Annotated in this window: 17 protein-coding genes; 5 read left to right on the forward strand and 12 right to left on the reverse strand. The window is 66.7% G+C overall.

Annotated features, from left to right (window positions below):
- Nucleotides 1–14 precede the first annotated feature (14 nt).
- The 5 genes from QLQ83_RS19330 (at nucleotide 15) to QLQ83_RS19350 (ending at nucleotide 4,171) form a co-directional block, all read left to right on the forward strand.
- On the forward strand, nucleotides 15–1,031 hold the full coding sequence (locus tag QLQ83_RS19330) for an ArsJ-associated glyceraldehyde-3-phosphate dehydrogenase (RefSeq protein ID WP_282737111.1): 1,017 nt from the start codon (nucleotides 15–17) through the stop codon (nucleotides 1,029–1,031).
- Entirely contained in the window at nucleotides 1,024–2,253 is a 1,230-nt protein-coding gene (gene arsJ / locus QLQ83_RS19335; RefSeq protein ID WP_282737112.1) for an organoarsenical effux MFS transporter ArsJ, read from the forward strand. Before QLQ83_RS19330 ends, arsJ begins: the two co-directional genes overlap by 8 nt.
- Before the next feature lie 121 nt (nucleotides 2,254–2,374).
- The gene (locus QLQ83_RS19340; RefSeq protein WP_407650078.1) at nucleotides 2,375–2,737 is read left to right on the forward strand and encodes a metalloregulator ArsR/SmtB family transcription factor; all 363 of its coding nucleotides are present in this window, start codon (nucleotides 2,375–2,377) and stop codon (nucleotides 2,735–2,737) included.
- A 156-nt stretch (nucleotides 2,738–2,893) separates the two neighbouring features.
- Nucleotides 2,894–3,835 (forward strand): DnaJ C-terminal domain-containing protein, encoded by a 942-nt coding sequence (locus QLQ83_RS19345; RefSeq protein ID WP_282737114.1) that lies wholly within the window; start codon nucleotides 2,894–2,896, stop codon nucleotides 3,833–3,835.
- Between the two features lie 3 nt (nucleotides 3,836–3,838).
- On the forward strand, nucleotides 3,839–4,171 hold the full coding sequence (locus QLQ83_RS19350) for a chaperone modulator CbpM (protein WP_282737115.1): 333 nt from the start codon (nucleotides 3,839–3,841) through the stop codon (nucleotides 4,169–4,171).
- Between the two features lie 86 nt (nucleotides 4,172–4,257).
- Here QLQ83_RS19350 and QLQ83_RS19355 read toward each other — a convergent pair whose 3' ends face one another.
- The 12 genes from QLQ83_RS19355 to phnD form a co-directional block, all read right to left on the reverse strand.
- A complete protein-coding gene (locus QLQ83_RS19355; RefSeq protein WP_282737116.1) occupies nucleotides 4,258–4,491 on the reverse strand; it encodes a thioredoxin family protein in 234 nt (77 codons plus the stop codon).
- Between the two features lie 43 nt (nucleotides 4,492–4,534).
- Nucleotides 4,535–5,887: a permease gene (locus QLQ83_RS19360; RefSeq protein ID WP_282737117.1), complete on the reverse strand. Its 1,353-nt coding sequence runs from the start codon at nucleotides 5,885–5,887 to the stop codon at nucleotides 4,535–4,537.
- Between the two features lie 145 nt (nucleotides 5,888–6,032).
- The gene (locus tag QLQ83_RS19365; protein ID WP_282737118.1) at nucleotides 6,033–7,217 is read right to left on the reverse strand and encodes a thiolase family protein; all 1,185 of its coding nucleotides are present in this window, start codon (nucleotides 7,215–7,217) and stop codon (nucleotides 6,033–6,035) included.
- A 338-nt stretch (nucleotides 7,218–7,555) separates the two neighbouring features.
- Complete coding sequence (locus QLQ83_RS19370; protein ID WP_282737119.1) at nucleotides 7,556–8,800, reverse strand: MFS transporter; 1,245 nt, start codon at nucleotides 8,798–8,800, stop codon at nucleotides 7,556–7,558.
- Nucleotides 8,801–8,865: 65 nt separating this feature from the next.
- The gene (locus QLQ83_RS19375; protein WP_282737120.1) at nucleotides 8,866–9,831 is read right to left on the reverse strand and encodes an arsenic resistance protein; all 966 of its coding nucleotides are present in this window, start codon (nucleotides 9,829–9,831) and stop codon (nucleotides 8,866–8,868) included.
- 94 nt (nucleotides 9,832–9,925) lie between these two features.
- On the reverse strand, nucleotides 9,926–10,219 hold the full coding sequence (locus QLQ83_RS19380; protein WP_282737121.1) for a CC/Se motif family (seleno)protein: 294 nt from the start codon (nucleotides 10,217–10,219) through the stop codon (nucleotides 9,926–9,928).
- A 3-nt stretch (nucleotides 10,220–10,222) separates the two neighbouring features.
- Entirely contained in the window at nucleotides 10,223–11,311 is a 1,089-nt protein-coding gene (arsB, locus tag QLQ83_RS19385) for an ACR3 family arsenite efflux transporter (protein WP_282737122.1), read from the reverse strand.
- 86 nt (nucleotides 11,312–11,397) lie between these two features.
- A complete protein-coding gene (locus tag QLQ83_RS19390) occupies nucleotides 11,398–12,057 on the reverse strand; it encodes an NADPH-dependent FMN reductase (protein ID WP_282737123.1) in 660 nt (219 codons plus the stop codon).
- A gap of 101 nt (nucleotides 12,058–12,158) precedes the next feature.
- On the reverse strand, nucleotides 12,159–12,992 hold the full coding sequence (gene phnE, locus QLQ83_RS19395) for a phosphonate ABC transporter, permease protein PhnE (RefSeq protein WP_282737124.1): 834 nt from the start codon (nucleotides 12,990–12,992) through the stop codon (nucleotides 12,159–12,161).
- Nucleotides 12,989–13,798 carry a phosphonate ABC transporter, permease protein PhnE gene (gene phnE / locus QLQ83_RS19400; protein ID WP_282737125.1) on the reverse strand — a complete coding sequence of 270 codons (810 nt, stop codon included), beginning with the start codon at nucleotides 13,796–13,798 and terminating at the stop codon, nucleotides 12,989–12,991. The genes phnE (QLQ83_RS19395) and phnE (QLQ83_RS19400) overlap by 4 nt, the downstream gene beginning before the upstream one ends.
- Nucleotides 13,795–14,619 (reverse strand): phosphonate ABC transporter ATP-binding protein, encoded by an 825-nt coding sequence (gene phnC, locus QLQ83_RS19405; RefSeq protein WP_282737126.1) that lies wholly within the window; start codon nucleotides 14,617–14,619, stop codon nucleotides 13,795–13,797. Before phnC ends, phnE (QLQ83_RS19400) begins: the two co-directional genes overlap by 4 nt.
- A gap of 88 nt (nucleotides 14,620–14,707) precedes the next feature.
- Entirely contained in the window at nucleotides 14,708–15,676 is a 969-nt protein-coding gene (gene phnD / locus QLQ83_RS19410) for a phosphate/phosphite/phosphonate ABC transporter substrate-binding protein (protein WP_282737127.1), read from the reverse strand.
- Nucleotides 15,677–15,777 lie beyond the last annotated feature (101 nt).

Below are 15,777 nucleotides of genomic sequence, written 5' to 3' on the forward strand. Positions count from 1 at the left end.
ATCCGGAGAGCAACATGACCCTACGTATCGGCATCAACGGCTTCGGGCGCATCGGCCGCCTGGTGCTGCGCAGCCTCTGGCCCCGCGTCGCGGCGGGCGAGGTCGAGCTTTCGCGCATCAATGACCCGGGCGGTGATGCCGCCACCTTCGCCCACCTGCTGGAGTTTGACTCGGTCCACGGCCAGTGGTCGCCGGGGCAGGGCATCCAGGCCGAGGCCGATGCCATCGTCATCGATGGCCACCGCATCGCCTTCAGCGCGCACAGGGCGCTGGACGAGGGCGACTGGTCCGGCTGTCAGGTGGCCATCGAGTGCTCCGGCAAGATGAAGACAACGGAGGCGCTTCAGGCCTACCTGGACCAGGGCGTCGAGCGGGTGGTGGTCAGCGCGCCGGTGAAGGAGGAGGGCGTGCTCAACGTGGTGGTGGGCGTCAACGACGACAAGTACGACCCGGACCTCCATCGCATCGTCACCGCCGCAAGTTGCACCACCAACTGCCTGGCCCCGGTGGTCAAGGTGATCCACGAGACCTACGGCATCCGCCACGGCTCCATGACCACGGTGCACGACATCACCAACACCCAGACGATCCTCGATGCCCCGCACAAGGACCTGCGCCGGGCCCGCGCCTGCGGCATGAGCCTGATCCCCACCACCACCGGCTCGGCCAAGGCGATCACCGCCATCTTCCCGGAGCTTACTGGCAAACTGAATGGCCACGCCATCCGCGTGCCGCTGGCCAACGCCTCGCTCACCGACATGGTCTTCGAGCTCGAGCGTGAGGTGACCGTGGAGGAGGTCAACGCGACGCTCAAGGCCGCCGCCGAGGGCGAGCTTGCCGGCATCCTGGGCTATGAAGAGCGCCCGCTGGTCTCCATCGACTACCGCACCGACCCGCGCAGCGCGATCATCGATGCGCTCTCCACCATGGTGATCAACGGCACCCAGCTCAAGCTCTACGCCTGGTACGACAACGAATGGGGCTACGCCAACCGCACCGCCGAGCTGGCCATGAAGGTGGGGCGTGGTTGAATCGCTCAGCACACGACTCAAGTCGCTGCCCTTCGAGGTACGTCAGTACCTGCTGATCACCGGCAATTACTGGGCCTTCACCCTGACCGACGGCGCCCTGCGCATGCTGGTGGTGCTCCACTTCCACCAGCTGGGCTACTCGCCGCTCGAGGTGGCGCTGCTGTTCCTCTTCTACGAGGCCTTCGGGGTGGTCACCAACCTGGTGGGGGGGTGGCTGGGCGCCCGCCTGGGGCTCAACCGCACCATGAACGCGGGGCTTGCGCTGCAGATCGTGGCGCTTTGCATGCTGATGGTGCCCGCCGCGGCGCTGACCGTGCCCTGGGTGATGGCGGCCCAGGCACTCTCGGGCATTGCCAAGGACCTCAACAAGATGAGCGCCAAGAGCGCGGTCAAGGTGCTGGTGCCCAGGGACAGTCCCAGCGCCGGCAGTGCCCTCTACCGCTGGGTGGCGATCCTCACCGGGTCCAAGAACGCCCTCAAGGGGGCGGGCTTCTTCCTCGGCGGGGTGTTGCTGTCGCTGATCGGCTTCCGTGGTGCGGTGATCGCCATGGCGGTGATGCTGGTGGCGGTACTCGCCCTGTCGCTGGCCCGGCTCAAGGCCGACCTGGGCCGCCAGAAGCGCAAGCCCAGGTTCAGCGAGGTGTTCTCGAAGTCGCGGGCCATCAACGTGCTCTCGGCGGCAAGGCTGTGCCTGTTCGCCTCACGGGACGTCTGGTTCGTGGTGGCGCTGCCGGTGTTTCTCTACGACCAGCACGGCTGGAGCCACTGGACGGTGGGCGGCCTGCTGGCCGTGTGGGTGATCGGCTACGGCGGCGTGCAGACCCAGGCGCCGCGCCTCACCGGCCTGGTCAAGGGCGGGGCACGGGGCGTCACTGTGGCCTGGGCCCTGGCGCTTGCCGGCCTGCCGGCGCTGCTGGCGCTGCTGCCCCTGGCCGAGGTCGGCTGGCTGGTGGCGGGCCTGCTGGCCTTCGGCGTGCTGTTCGCCATCAACTCCAGCTGGCACAGCTACCTGATTGTTCACTACGCGCGCGCCGACGGCGTTTCCATGGACGTGGGCTTCTACTACATGGCCAACGCCATGGGGCGCCTGCTGGGGACCCTGCTCTCCGGCTGGGTCTATCAGGTCTACGGCCTGACCGCCTGCCTGTGGATCTCGTCCGCCCTGGTGGCGGCCAGCGCGCTGATGGCCCTGGCGCTGCCGCGGGAGGCGACGGGACGGTGAGGTGATGAGGCGCCGATATCCCCTGCGCGGGTTGACCCTGACGCTGGGGACCACCCAGCCCCCGGCCGCTGTCGACATGCTGCGCTTTGACGTAAAGTGAGTAGGGTTTTGATCACGAAGGATAACGCCATTGACTCAGCTTGATCCTGCTCGATTGTTCAAGTGCCTGGGCGACGACACCCGCCTGACGCTGACGCTGCTGATTCGCTGCGAGGAGGAACTGTGCGTCTGCGAGATGACCCATGCCCTGGAGGAATCCCAGCCCAAGGTATCGCGTCACCTGGCCCAATTGCGTAACTGCGGCCTGCTCAGCGACCGCCGAGAAGGTCAGTGGGTCTACTACCGCCTGGCGTCGGCGCTGCCCGACTGGATAGAGAACGTGCTGAAGGCCGCTCAGCAGGGCCACGCCGATCGCCTGGCCCTTTTACAGCATCGTCTGGCCGGCATGGGCAATCGGCCCGATCGTCGCCTGGCCATGTGTTGAGGCGAAGCCGGCGTTCACTCTTCCTTCCACGACGGGCTTTCCATTTTTCTCGGCCATTTTCGACTAGCCTTGCATCATACTGCTGGAGCCTTTCAAGTGTGACCCCCGTGTCATCGCGCTTGTGAAAGGTCATGGCATCTGTCGGAGCTTTCATCAGTGGAATTCAAGGATTACTACCAGGTGCTCGGGGTGGCGAAGACCGCGACGGCCGAGGAAATCAAGAAGGCCTACCGCAAGCTGGCGCGCAAGTTTCATCCCGATGTCAGCAAGGAGCCCGAAGCCGAACAGCGTATGCAGGAGATTAATGAGGCCAAGGCGGTGCTGACCGATCCGGAGAAGCGTCTCGCCTATGACCAGTTGGCTCAGCAGTATCGGTCGGGCCAGGATTTCCAGCCGCCGCCGGACTGGGATGCGGGCTTCGAATACAGCGGTCGTGGTTTCGAGGAGGCCGACCTCGGTGAGTTCAGCGACTTCTTCGCCAACCTGTTCGGCCAGGGTGGCCGGGCAGGGCGAGGCAGACGCGGCTATCAGATGCGCGGGGAGGATCGCCACGCCAAGGTCTTCATCGACCTGGCGGACGCCTTCCAGGGCGCGACCCGGGCGATCACCCTGCAAGTGCCCCAGGTCGACGCGCAAGGACGTGTGGTCTCCCGGGACCACACCCTGAGCGTGCGTATCCCCAGGGGCGTGAAGGAGGGCCAGCACATCCGCCTCTCGGGGCAGGGCAGCCCGGGTGTCGGCGGTGGCCCGGCGGGTGACCTCTATCTGGAGATCCACTTCACGCCGGATTCGCGTTATCGGGTCGAGGGGCGGGATGTGTATCAAACGGTGCCGGTGACCCCCTGGGAGGCCGCTCTGGGAGCCAGCATCGAAACCCCGACTCCCTCGGGGGCGGTGAAGCTCAAGGTGCCTGCCGGGTCACAGACCGGTCGCCGCTTGCGCCTGAAGGGGCGGGGTATTCCTGGGCCGGAGCCGGGGGATCTGTATGTGGAGCTCGAGGTGGTGCTGCCCCCGGCCGATACCGACAAGGCACGGGAACTCTACAAGACCATGGCGCATGAACTCGCGTTCGATCCGCGCCAACGGAGGGGAGGCTAGGAGATGGCGCAGCAGCGTATCGTCAGCGGCGAACTGATCGACGAGGCGACCCTGACCCTCGAGGACCTGGCGCGCGCCTGCTCGGTGGAAACCGATTGGGTGGTCGAGCGCATCGAGAGCGGCCTGCTGGCCGATGGTTCGCCCTATGTGGCGAGTTGGCGCTTTACCAGTCGTGACCTGACCCGTGCCCGACGGATGCGTCAGCTGGAACGTGACTTCGAGGCAGCGCCCGAACTCGCCGCCCTGGCCGCCGACCTGATCGAGGAGAACCAGCGCCTGAGGGAGCGGCTGCGGGCCGCGGGACTGGTGGATGACCCAGCACCGCCTGAAAGGTGAGATGGCGCCGCCGCCCGGGTCAAGGGGCCGGCACCTCACACAGGTCAGGCAGTCCGCTGCCGGTCGATTCTCGAAGGCTAGCGGGCTCAGGCCTTCAGCAGTGCCTCGAGCTCCTCGGGGCTGGCGACCTTGCCTTCGAGTACCACCTCGCCGTCGATGCCCAGTGCCGGGGTGCGCATCACCCCCTTGTCGATGATGGCGTTCATGTCGGTGACCTTCTCGATCTCCACCGCGAGGCCCAGGGCCTCGGCGGCCTGCTGGGCGTTGGCGGTCAGCTGCTCGCACTTCTTGCAGCCCTTGCCGTAGATGCTCAGTTTCATGGTGCTCTCCTGCGGGAGTCGTCGAGTTGGGGAATGCTGGGCGTCAAGGCCACAGCTGGCCGTAGAGATAGCCGGTCAGGGTCGCCATGACCACCACCAGCGTGCAGTAGACCAGGGTCTTCTGGGTACCCATGATGGTACGGATGACCAGCATGTTGGGCAGCGACAGCGCGGGGCCGGCCAGCAGTAGCGCCAGCGCCGGGCCTTTGCCCATGCCGTTGCCGATCAGCCCCTGGACGATCGGCACCTCGGTGAGGGTCGAGAAGTACATGAAGCCGCCCAGCAGCGAGGCCAGGAAGGTGGACGGGAAACCGTTGTCGCCCACCGCCATCACCACCCACTCGGAGGGGATCAGTCCCTCCTCGCCGGGACGCCCCAGCAGCAGGCCGGCCACGAACACACCGACCAGCAGCAGCGGCATGATCTGCTTGGTGAAGTCCCAGCTCTGCTCGGCCCACTCGCGGTCGTCGTCGCGCAGGGTGGCGATCAGCATGATGCCGATGATGCCCACCGCGAAGGCCAGCTCCGGTACGTTGGGCACCAGCAGGGCGGCCAGCACCACGGCGCCGACCAGCACCGCCACCTGGCGCAGCGGCCAGCCCCAGCGGCGCATCAGCAGCAGGGCGAAGAGCCCGCCAAGCACCGCGGTGATCTGCCACTTCCAGGCGTGGATAGCCATCCAGGTAGGGCTGTCGGCCGCGGCCCAGTTGGCGAATACCAGGATGCCTATCATCAGGCCGAAGAAGGCCACTACCTGGCCCAGCGGGCGACCGTCGTCGTCGGCGTCGAAGCCGCGAGCATTTTGCTGGCTGCGCGCCAGCTCCTCGCGGCGATAGATCAGGTGCATGATCACGCCGATCACCACCGCGAAGACGATGGCGCCGATGGCCCTCGCCAGGCCCAGTTCCAGGCCCAGTACCTTGGCGGTGACCACCACCGCCATGACGTTGATCGCCGGCCCCGAGTAGAGGAAGGCCACCGCCGGTCCCAGGCCCGCGCCGCGCCGGTAGATGCCACCGAACAGCGGCAGCACGGTGCAGGAGCAGACCGCCAGCAGCATCCCCGACACCGAGGCCATGCCGAAGGCCACCGGCTTGGGCGCCGCCGGGCCCAGGTAGCGCATCACCGCGCCCTGGCTCAGGTAGGCGGCCATGGCGCCGGCGATCAGGAAGGCCGGCAGCAGGCAGAGGATCACATGCTCCTGGGCGTACCAGTGGGTCAGCCGGATGCCCTCCAGCACGGCGTTGTCGAAGCGCGCCGTGCCGGCCGGCAGGAAGTAGATCAGCAGGAAGATGCCCACTACGGCACCGAGCCAGCGAATCTGGTCGGGGTGCTCCCTGGCAAGGTCGATCAGGCGTCCGGAGAAGGAGGAGGAAGCGGGGTTGGATTCCGACATGGAAAGCCTCGCGACAAGCAGGAGGAGATTTGTCGATCAGAATATATGCTTATCCATATGTTATCTACCTCAATGCGCCGAGAGCTTGAGAGGCATCAAGTTCCCGGCGGCTGGAGGACGTTGCAGGAGGTTGGGCGGGGTGGAGTCAGAGGGTTTCCAGCGCCAGGGCGATGCCCTGGCCGCCGCCGATGCACAGGGTGACGATGCCACGGCGCTCGCCGTTGCGCTGCATGGCATGCAGCAGGCGGGTGGTCAGCACCGCCCCGCTGGCGCCGATGGGGTGGCCGTGGGCGATGGCGCCGCCCTCCACGTTGACGATCTCTTCCGGCAGCCCGAGTTCGCGCTGGCAGGCCAGGGCGATGGCGGCGAAGGCCTCGTTGATCTCCACCCGATCCAGGTCGCCCACCGACCAGCCGGCGCGCTCGAGCGCCTGCCTGACCGCCGGCACCGGGCCGATGCCGAAGTAGTCGGGGTCCACGGCACCGACGCCGAAGGCCACCAGCCTTGCCATGGGCGCGAGGCCCTGCCTTTCGGCCCAGTCGCGCTCGGCGACGATCATCGCCGAGGCACCGCTGTTGAGCCCCGGCGCATTACCCGCGGTGATGGTGCCCTCCTTGCGGAAGGCGGGCTTGAGCTTCGCGAGGGACTCCGGGGTGGTGTCGCCGCGGTTGTGCTCGTCGCGGGCGAAGGTCGTGGTGCCCTTGCGGCTGGTGAGCTCCACGCCGGCGATCTCGGCGTCGAAGTGGCCGGCCTCCTGGGCCTTGGAGAAGTTCAGCTGGGAGCGCAGCGCCCAGGCGTCCTGATCGTCCCTGGAGACGTTGTAGCGTGCGACCAGGTCCTCGGTGTGCCAGCCCGCATGCTTGTTGCTGAAGGCGTCGTTGAGACCATCGAGCAGCATGCTGTCGAACATGGTCACATCGCCCATGCGGGCGCCCCAGCGGCCCTGGGGGAGCACATAGGGGGCGCGGTCCATGTTCTCCATGCCGCCGGCGATGGCGCAGTCGGCCATGCCGCTCCAGATCTCCAGAGCGGTGCTGGCCACGGCTTGGGCGCCCGAACCGCACACCCGGTTGATGGTGAGCGCCGGAACCTCCACCGGCAGCCCGCCGCCGATGCCGGCCTGACGGGCGGAGTTCATGCGGCAGCCTGCCTGGATGACGTGACCCATCACCAGCGACTGCACCTTGTCGGCGGCGAGGCCGGATCGAGACAGGGTTTCCTGAATGACCCGCGCGCCCAGGTCGGTTGCAGGGGTGTCCTTGAGGCTGCCGCCATAGGTGCCGATGGCGGTACGAACGGGATGGCAGATGACAACGTCGCGGGTTGACATGAGTGTTCTCCTCTTGTCGTGCGGACAGGTGGCGGAATTGGCCACCCTTCGGGTCATGTCACCTATAGCACGGAGTTGGCGATGCGTCCCTGATAGGCATCGAACATGGGTGTTCGCCGCTGTAAAGCCTATGCCTCGGGAACCAACAGCGCGGGGCAGTGGGCAGCGCAGGCGATGGCCTCGACATCGGTTCTCGACTCCCTGGCCAACCAGCGCCGGGTCGATATGAGGTGAAGCCCGGACTCCAGCGCTCTCGCCTGGTGAGGTCCCGCAAGCGAGCGATAGAAGAGGGGGAAGCTGGCCTGGAGGCCGACATGCGAGGTCTCGTATCGGGAGGATCAGGAAGAGGGGGGACGAATGGCGCCCGTCTTCCGTAGTCGCGGAGATTGCGGAGCTTCGTGCGTGTCGGGCGGTGCGGTGGATACGCCGCGCATTGCCCAGAGGCCCAGCAGCGGCCCGGGCAGCAGCCACCACACCACCCAGGTGGCCTGGAGTGACCATAGTGCGGTGGTGAGCGAAATGGCCGGGATGGTGAGCGCGAAGCCCACGGCGTTCATGACCGCCAGGGTCGAGCCCACGCGTTCCCGGGGAGCGCTGGCCGCGGCCAGCGCCGAGAACTGAGGCGAGTCGGCGATGACGGTCATCCCCCAGAGGGCCAGCAGTCCCAGCAGCACAGCAGGCGGCAGCCAGGTCGCCAGCGGGTAGGCCAGGCAGATCAGGCCAGAGGCGGTCAGGGCTCGACGTGCGACCCAGAGGCTGCCCAGTCGGCGGCTCAACCTGCCGCCGCCCACGCAGCCCGCCAGCCCCAGCGCGATGACGAAGAATGACAGCCAGGGAATCCAGGCTTCGGGGGCGTCGAGTCGAGCCACTTCGCGAGCCACCAGGAAGGGGGTGAGCGTCCAGAAGGCATAGAGTTCCCAGCAGTGGCCGAAGTAGCCACCGGCCACGGCACGGAAGCGGGGCTCACGCAAGGCGGCCAGCCCGTCGAGCAGCCGTGCCTTGCCGCTCGACGGTGGCAGGTGCGGGCCATCGCCCAGGACGACGATGATCAGCCCGCCGACTAGGGCAAGGACGGAGGCGCCCAGCAGCGACCACTCCCAGGGCAGGCCCAGGGTAGTGCCGCGAAGGAGGTGGGGCAGGGCGGTGCCCAGGGTGAGCATGCCCACCAGCCAGGCCAGTGCCGCACCGGTATGCCGGGGTGTCCAGCCGATCACCAGCTTCATGCCCAGCGGATAGATGCCGGCGAGACAGAGCCCGGTGGCGAAGCGCAGCAGCAGGTCGAGGGGAGGATGAGCCGCTGCCAGCACGAAGATGGCATTGGCCAGGGCGCCGGCGAGGCAGGAGACAGCGAAGATTCGGCTGGCGCGGAAGCGGTCGGCCAGGCCGGTGGTGGCGATGAACAGGGTGCCGGCGATGAAGCCTGCCTGCACGGTCAGGGTCAGACGGCCCAGGTCGGCCTCGGAGAGGCCCAGGTTGCGCGACAGTGACAGCCCTACGCCGTTGACGGAGAACCACAGCGACGTGCCGCACAGCTGGGCAAGGACGATGACGACCAGGGGATGGCGCTGCAGGAGACGAGTCATTCCGCTAGGGTTGCTGTCTTCGCGCTCCCTGGCAAGGTGGGGTGTATAAACGGAAGCTGGTTCCGTCATGCACCAGGGGGCTCCGGCATCAGCTTGCTCGGCACCCAGGCCAGGTAGGCCACCATGCCGAACAGCTCGACCAGCGACTGGAAGACGATGACCACCACCGCGGCCTGCAGGGCATCCGGCAGCGTCAGGGCCAGCGGCAGCATAACGAAGGAGTTGCGGGTGCCGAAGCTGAAGGCCAGGGTGCGGGCCTGGAAGACCTCGACCCGAAACAGCTGGCCGAGGAGCTTGCCCAGGCAGGCCGCGAAGAGCAGGTAGGCAGCGAACACCGCCAGGACCTGAAGCAGGACGTCCGAGAGCTCGATCACGGAGGATATCTGCGAGGCCGCAATCACCAGCACCACCAGGGCCAGAAGCGGCACCGGCAGGACGCCAAGGCCATGGATCAGTCGCCTCGCCTGCCGGTGCCGTGCGGCCAGGCGCTCGGTGACCCATGCCATCAGCAGGGGGGCGAGGATGAGGCCGGCGAAGGCGCTGATCAAGTGGGAGCCGACGGCAAGCTGCAGCCAGGCGTCCCCGAGGAACAGCCACAGGTAGAGCGGCAGGGCAAGCAGCTGGCCCAGGAGCAGCAGGGGCGCGGCAGTGATGGCCCGGGCGGCATCTCCCTTGCCGAGGTGGGTAAAACTGATGAACCAGTCGGTACAGGGCACCAGCAGCACCAGCAATATCCCGGCCTGGATGGCCGGCGTCAGCGGCAGTCCCGATACCACCCCGCCTACTGCCAGCGGGATCACCAGGAAGTTCCCGATCAGCAGGGCGGAGAGGAAACGCCAGTCCCGAAAGCCGTCGGCGATGCGGACCAGCGGAATCTGGGCGAAGGTGGCATACAGCAGCCCTCCCAGCAGCGGCCAGAGGCTACCCTCGAGCAGGCTGGCAAGGTCGGGGGTGGCGAGGCCGAGCCCCAGTCCCGCCACGATGCACAGCAGGTAGATCCAGGACTGGTAACGTTCCATCTCCTCGCGCATGGCAGGTCTCCCTCTCGAGCATTGATCGTCATGGGCGTTGTCTCGGCTCAGGAGAGGCGACTCGTGCGGAACCCCACACTGCCTGATCTTGCCCTTACTTCCTGGCACGGGTAGGGGAGGTACCCTCCACGAAGAGATGCCTGAGGCCGAGGAAGCCGTCGACGTCGACCCTCAGCTCCTGGTCGACCAGGCTCGGGTCGATATGCAGCGTCACGTCTTCGAATTCGAGGCGTGTATAGCGCTCGGGTTCATCCGGTGCCCTCGCTTCGGCCACCGTGACATCGGCTCCCCCGCCGCAGCAGCCGTGGCGGGGCGAGAGCCGCAGCGTAACGACGCCTCCCTTCCTGCGCAGCCACTCACGGGCCCGGGGCGTGACGTCGATGGCCATGACTCAGCCCCTGGCCTCGGGGCCGGCCGCCGGGAAGTGATCACGGGTGTTGTTGGCGATGCGCACCAGCGCCAGCATCAGCGGCACCTCCACCAGTACGCCCACCACCGTGGCCAGCGCCGCGCCGGACTGCAGGCCGAACAGGGCGATGGCGGCGGCCACGGCGAGCTCGAAGAAGTTGCTGGCGCCGATCATCGCCCCCGGGGCGGCGACGTTGTGGGGCACCTTCCACGCCTTGGCCCAGCCGTAGGCGATGAAGAAGATCAGGAAGGTCTGGAGAATCAGCGGGATGGCGATCAGTACGATATGCAGCGGCGCCTCCAGGATCACCTCGCCCTGGAAGGCGAACAGCAGCACCAGGGTGATGATCAGGCCGATGGGCGTGATCGGTCCCACCTTTTTCATGAAGACGTTGTCGTACCACTCGCTGCCGCGGCGGGCGATCAGGGTTCGCCGGGTCAGGTAGCCCGCGGTGAGCGGGATGACGATGTAGAGCACCACCGACAGCGCGACGGTATCCCAGGGTATCGGGATGTTGGAGACGCCGAGCAGGAAGACCACGATGGGCGCGAAGGCGAACAGCATGATCAGGTCGTTGAGCGCCACCTGCACCAGGGTGTAGGCGGCATCGCCGCGGGTCAGGTAGCTCCACACGAAGACCATGGCGGTGCAGGGTGCGGCGCCGAGCAGGATGGCACCGGCAAGGTACTGGCTGGCCAGGGGCTCGGGGATCAGGGGCTGGAACACCACCATCAGGAAGAACCAGGCGATGGCGAACATGGTGAAAGGCTTGATCAGCCAGTTCACCGTGGTGGTGATGATCAGCCCCTTGGGTTGGCGCCGCACACCGAGCACGGCGGAAAAGTCGATCTGCGCCATCATGGGAAATATCATCGCCCAGATCAGGATCGCCACCGGGATCGACACCTGGGCGTATTCGAAGCGCGACAGCGTCTCGGGCACCGCCGGGGCGAACTGGCCGAGCAGCACCCCGGCGACCATGGCCAGCGCCACCCACAGCGAGAGAAAGCGTTCGAAAAGCCCCATGCCCTCGGCGTGGTCGGGCGACGTAGCGTCCTGGTGTGCGGTCATGAACCTCGTCCCTTTGGCCGGAAAATATATGGAATTGCGTATATTTTAAGGGTAACGACGGGGTCTGGCCACTGCGCGGCGGCCGTTTATTCCCGGCCGGGCGCATTGCGCTGGGTGGGCGCACGCTGGAAGGCCGGCGATACCCGGGTCGGGTCCTGGACGTCGCGATGGCGTGCGGCGGCCTCGGCCCACCAGCCGAGCTGGCCCAGGGTGCGCCCGAAGTAGCCGGCCCAGCGGTCCGGGTCCTCGTGGAAGCGGCCGTCCTCGTCGAGGGCCTCCTGGGCCTTCGGTACGTGGACCATTGCCGAGACCGGCAGGCAGCCCAGTTCCGAAAGGAAGGTACGCAGGTTGACCGCCGCGCGGCCGCCACCCCACTGGCCGGCCGAGTAGGTGACGATGGCACTGGGCTTGAAGGCGTAGAGCGAGCTGCCGAAGTGGTTGAGGAGGTGGGCAAGTGCCGGGCTCATGGCGTGGTTGTACTCCGGGCTGACCATCACGTAGCCGTCGGCGGCCGCGACCTTCTCGGCAAGGGCGTCCAATGGCTCAGGAACCTGGGATTTCGTGTAGGCGAAGTGCGGCTTGAAGACGGCGCCCAGTTCGATGTCCAGCGGGTCGATCAGCTCGACCGTGGCGCCGTCGGCCTCGAGCAGCCGCACACAGGCGCGCGCCACCCGCAGGCCGAGACGGGCGGGTGCGGGCGGGGTACTGTCGCGGGCGGTGCCCAGGAACACCAGGAAATGGGACATGGTTTGACCTCCTCAGGCGTGATCGGATGATGCCGCCACGCTATAGCAGTCACCTCAGGAGAGCGAGCCTGCTGGCATCCCTGCCATGGAGGTCTCGCGGGTCAGATCAGCGCGCGTCGCACCCGCGCCGAGAGCACTTCGCTGACCACTACCGTGCCCAGGATCAGGATCAGGATGGTGGCCACCTGGGACCAGGCCAGGGTGTCGATGGAGGACTGCAGCTTCATGCCGATGCCGCCTGCGCCGACCAGCCCCAGGATGGTGCTCTCGCGGATATTGATGTCCCAGCGGAACATCGAGATGCCCCAGAAGGCGGGCAGCACCTGCGGCACGACGGCGTAGTGGATCACCTGGGCCCGGCCGGCGCCGGTGGCGGTCACCGCCTCGACCTGACCCGCCTCGGTCTCCTCGATGGCTTCATACAACAGCTTGCCGACGAAGCCGATGGAACGCAGGGCGATGGCGACGATGCCGGCCAACAGCCCCGGGCCGATGATCGCCACCAGCAGCAGGGCCCAGATCAGCGAGTTGATCGAGCGCGAGGTCACGATGACGAACAGCGCCACGGGGCGAACCAGCAGCGCTGATGGCGTGGTGTTCCGCGCCGCCAGGAAGGCCACCGGCACCGCCAGGATGACGCCGCCCAGAGTCCCCAGGGTGGCGATGTTGAGGGTGTCCCACAGCGGCATCAGCAGCTCGGGGAGGTAGGCCAGCTTTGGCGGAAACATGCGGCTGCCGATGTCCACGGCCTGGTCGGGTGCATCGGCGACGAAGATCCACAGCGTGCCTTCGTTCATCACCTGCCAGCACCACACGAAAAGTGCCACCAGGGCCAGCCAGCCGGCCCACAGTGCCAGGCGCGCACGCGGTGTGCGAAAGGTCCAGATCTGTGAATAGTGGGTCGGCTCGCCGGAGCGTGTGTCGAGAGCACTCATTGCAGGAATTTCCTCAGATAGCTGGAGCCGTATTCCGTCAGCATCACTATGGCGATGACGATCAGCAGGATGGCGCCGGCGCTGTCGTACTCGTAGCGGTCGATCGCGGTATTGAGGGTGGCACCGATGCCCCCGGCGCCGACGATGCCGATCACCGAGCTCTCGCGGAAGTTGATGTCCAGACGATAGAGCGACAGGCCGATCAACCGCGGCATGACCTGGGGCTGCACGGCGTAGTGGATCAGCTGCCACCCGCTGGCGCCCGTGGCCCGGATCGCTTCGATCTGGCTGGCGTTGGCTTCCTCGATGTCGTCGGCCAGCAGCTTGGCGAGAAAACCGATGGAGGCGAATGCCAGGGTAAGAAAGCCGGCGAAGGGGCCGAAACCGAACATGGCCACCAGGAAGATGGCGATGATGATCTCCTGCAGCGAACGGCTGACGGCGACGATCGCCCGGCACACCAGATAGACCGGTCGGGGTGACAGGTTGCGCGCCGCCCCGATGCCGATGGGGATCGAGATCAGCACGCCCACCACGGTGGCGGTCAGGGTCATGGTCAGGCTCTCGATCAGCCCCTGGCGGATGTCGCCCCAGCGGCTGGTGAAGTCCGGCTGCAGGAATCCCTGGACGAAGCGCGCACCCCGTTCCAGGCCCTCGACAACGCGGTTGACGTCGACCTCCAGTGAGCCGACGGCCAGGATCAGGTAGGCCAGTATCAGCAGCGGCAGGGCCAGTCGCCAGCGTCGGGTCGTGACCAGCTGCGGCGGGCGTTTCCAGCGGCGCGGATAGGAAGCATTCGGCGTCATGTCGCTGTCCCTACCAGCCGCAATGTGCCCTGTGCCTCGCCGTCGGGATCAGGGTCGTCGTCGTCCTGGTCGGTGGCGCTCCAGTCCTCGGCACCGTAGATCTCGGTCAGCATGGCCTCGTCGAGGCGCTCCGGGGCATCGTCGACGACCATGCGGCCGGCGCGCAGGCCTATCAGGCGGTCGACAAACTGCTGGGCCAGCGGAACATCATGGATGTTGACGATGGCGGGCAGCTGGCGCTCGGCGCAGATCTCGGTGATCAGTCGCATGATCTGACGGCTGGTCCTGGGATCGAGGCTCGCTGTGGGCTCGTCGACCAGCAGCAGTTCCGGCTCCTGCGCCAGGGCTCGGGCGATGCCGACGCGCTGTCGCTGGCCGCCCGAGAGGGCGTCGGCACGCTTGTCGGCGTGATCGATCAGGCCCACCCGGTCGAGCAGGCGGTAGGCGTTCTCGATGTCGCGGCCCGGGAAGCGCCGCGTGAAACTGCGCCAGAAGGGCACATAGCCCAGCCGCCCGGAGAGCACGTTCTCCATCACGGTCAGCCGCTCCACCAGGGCATACTCCTGGAAGATCATGCCGATGCGCCGCCGCGCCTGGCGCAGTTTGCGACTGCCCAGGTTGACCAGGTCGGTCTCGCCCAGATGAATCGTGCCGCTGGAGGGTTCCACCAGGCGGTTGATGCAGCGAATCAGGGTCGACTTGCCGGCTCCCGAAGGGCCGATCAAGCCCACGACCTGGCCCTGTGGTACCCGAAAGGTGACATCACGCAGGGCGGTGTCGCCGGCTGCATAGGTCTTGGTCAGCTGGTCGATGGTAAGCACGTTGCAGGTTCTCTCCTACGTCTCGAATACGTCTCAACGACGCGAAGGCGCGGGCGACATGTCGCCCGCACCTTCCATGGCACGACGCTTAGTTGCAGTCGTATTCGACCCCGTTGGCCTCATCGATCTGGCGAATCACCGCCCAGTGCTCCTCGAAGGTGATGGGGATGAACTGCTCCTCCCCGTTGCGCCCGAACTCCTCCTCGAGCGCGCTGCCTTCCCATTCGAAGGAGAAGAAGGCTTCCTGAATGGCCTCCTGCAGCTCAGGGGCCAGGTTGTGGACGGTGCCATAGCTGGTGGTGGGGAAGGTGTCCGACTGGTAGATCACCTCGAGCTGGTCGGCGTCGACCACGCCACGATCGACCATACGCCACTTCACGGAGTTGGCGACGGTGGCCACCGCGTAGTCCTGGTTGGCCACGCCCAGCACGGAGTTGTCGTGCTTGCCCGAGAAGTCCACCTCGTAGTCCTCGCCGGAGACCATGCTGAACTCCGAGGCCATCAGGGCGGTGGGCGCCTTGAAGCCGGAGTTGGAGGTCTCGGAGGTGTGGGTCAGGGTGCGTCCGCGGATATCCTCGACCTCCTCGATGCCGGAACCCGGGTGGGTGATGATTTCCATCTCGTAGCCGAAGCTGCCGTCCTCGGCGGCCATCATGGTGAAGGGACGATAGCCCGCACAGGCCACGGCCAGGGGGTTGGAACCGGTATTGAAGCCAGCCACGTGGAGACGCCCGGCCCGCATGGCCTCGATCTGGGCAGAATTGGACTGGACCGGGAAGAACTGCACCTCCTTACCGGTGACCTCTTCCATGTGCTCGAGGAAACCGTCCCATACCTCGGCATAGACGGCGGGATCTTCTACCGGGGTGTAGGCGAAGACCAGAGTGTCCGGGTCGAGCCACTGGGACGCATCCTCGGGAATGTCGGCCACCAGGTCGCCGTCGGCATCGACGAAGCGCTCGCTGCGCGCGAACTGGGCCTGGGCCTGTGAGATACCGGCGGTCATGGCGGCGAGCGTCATGGCGCCGGCGATCAGGGAGCGGTTCAGGGTCTGCATGGGATGCCACCTATGTGCTGGGGAATGGAGCGCAGGCCTTATCCTGAAAGCCCCGTGTGACAGCGGTAGGTCACCGAGATGGCGCGGGGATGACGCGTCGT

This window comes from Halomonas rhizosphaerae, from assembly GCF_030010555.1.
In the GTDB taxonomy this organism is placed as follows: Bacteria; Pseudomonadota; Gammaproteobacteria; order Pseudomonadales; family Halomonadaceae; genus Halomonas; species Halomonas rhizosphaerae.

Bases quoted from the DNA above. Each gene is read 5' to 3' on its own strand.
- phnE (WP_282737124.1), bottom strand. From the start codon at position 12,992: ATGAGTGCTCTCGACACACGCTCCGGCGAGCCGACCCACTATTCACAG.
- QLQ83_RS19375 (WP_282737120.1), bottom strand. From the start codon at position 9,831: ATGCGCGAGGAGATGGAACGTTACCAGTCCTGGATCTACCTGCTGTGC.
- QLQ83_RS19330 (WP_282737111.1), top strand. From the start codon at position 15: ATGACCCTACGTATCGGCATCAACGGCTTCGGGCGCATCGGCCGCCTG.
- QLQ83_RS19370 (WP_282737119.1), bottom strand. From the start codon at position 8,800: ATGACTCGTCTCCTGCAGCGCCATCCCCTGGTCGTCATCGTCCTTGCC.
- QLQ83_RS19360 (WP_282737117.1), bottom strand. From the start codon at position 5,887: ATGTCGGAATCCAACCCCGCTTCCTCCTCCTTCTCCGGACGCCTGATC.
- QLQ83_RS19390 (WP_282737123.1), bottom strand. From the start codon at position 12,057: ATGTCCCATTTCCTGGTGTTCCTGGGCACCGCCCGCGACAGTACCCCG.
- phnE (WP_282737125.1), bottom strand. From the start codon at position 13,798: ATGACGCCGAATGCTTCCTATCCGCGCCGCTGGAAACGCCCGCCGCAG.
- QLQ83_RS19355 (WP_282737116.1), bottom strand. From the start codon at position 4,491: ATGAAACTGAGCATCTACGGCAAGGGCTGCAAGAAGTGCGAGCAGCTG.
- QLQ83_RS19350 (WP_282737115.1), top strand. From the start codon at position 3,839: ATGGCGCAGCAGCGTATCGTCAGCGGCGAACTGATCGACGAGGCGACC.
- phnD (WP_282737127.1), bottom strand. From the start codon at position 15,676: ATGCAGACCCTGAACCGCTCCCTGATCGCCGGCGCCATGACGCTCGCC.
- QLQ83_RS19380 (WP_282737121.1), bottom strand. From the start codon at position 10,219: ATGGCCATCGACGTCACGCCCCGGGCCCGTGAGTGGCTGCGCAGGAAG.
- QLQ83_RS19365 (WP_282737118.1), bottom strand. From the start codon at position 7,217: ATGTCAACCCGCGACGTTGTCATCTGCCATCCCGTTCGTACCGCCATC.
- arsB (WP_282737122.1), bottom strand. From the start codon at position 11,311: ATGACCGCACACCAGGACGCTACGTCGCCCGACCACGCCGAGGGCATG.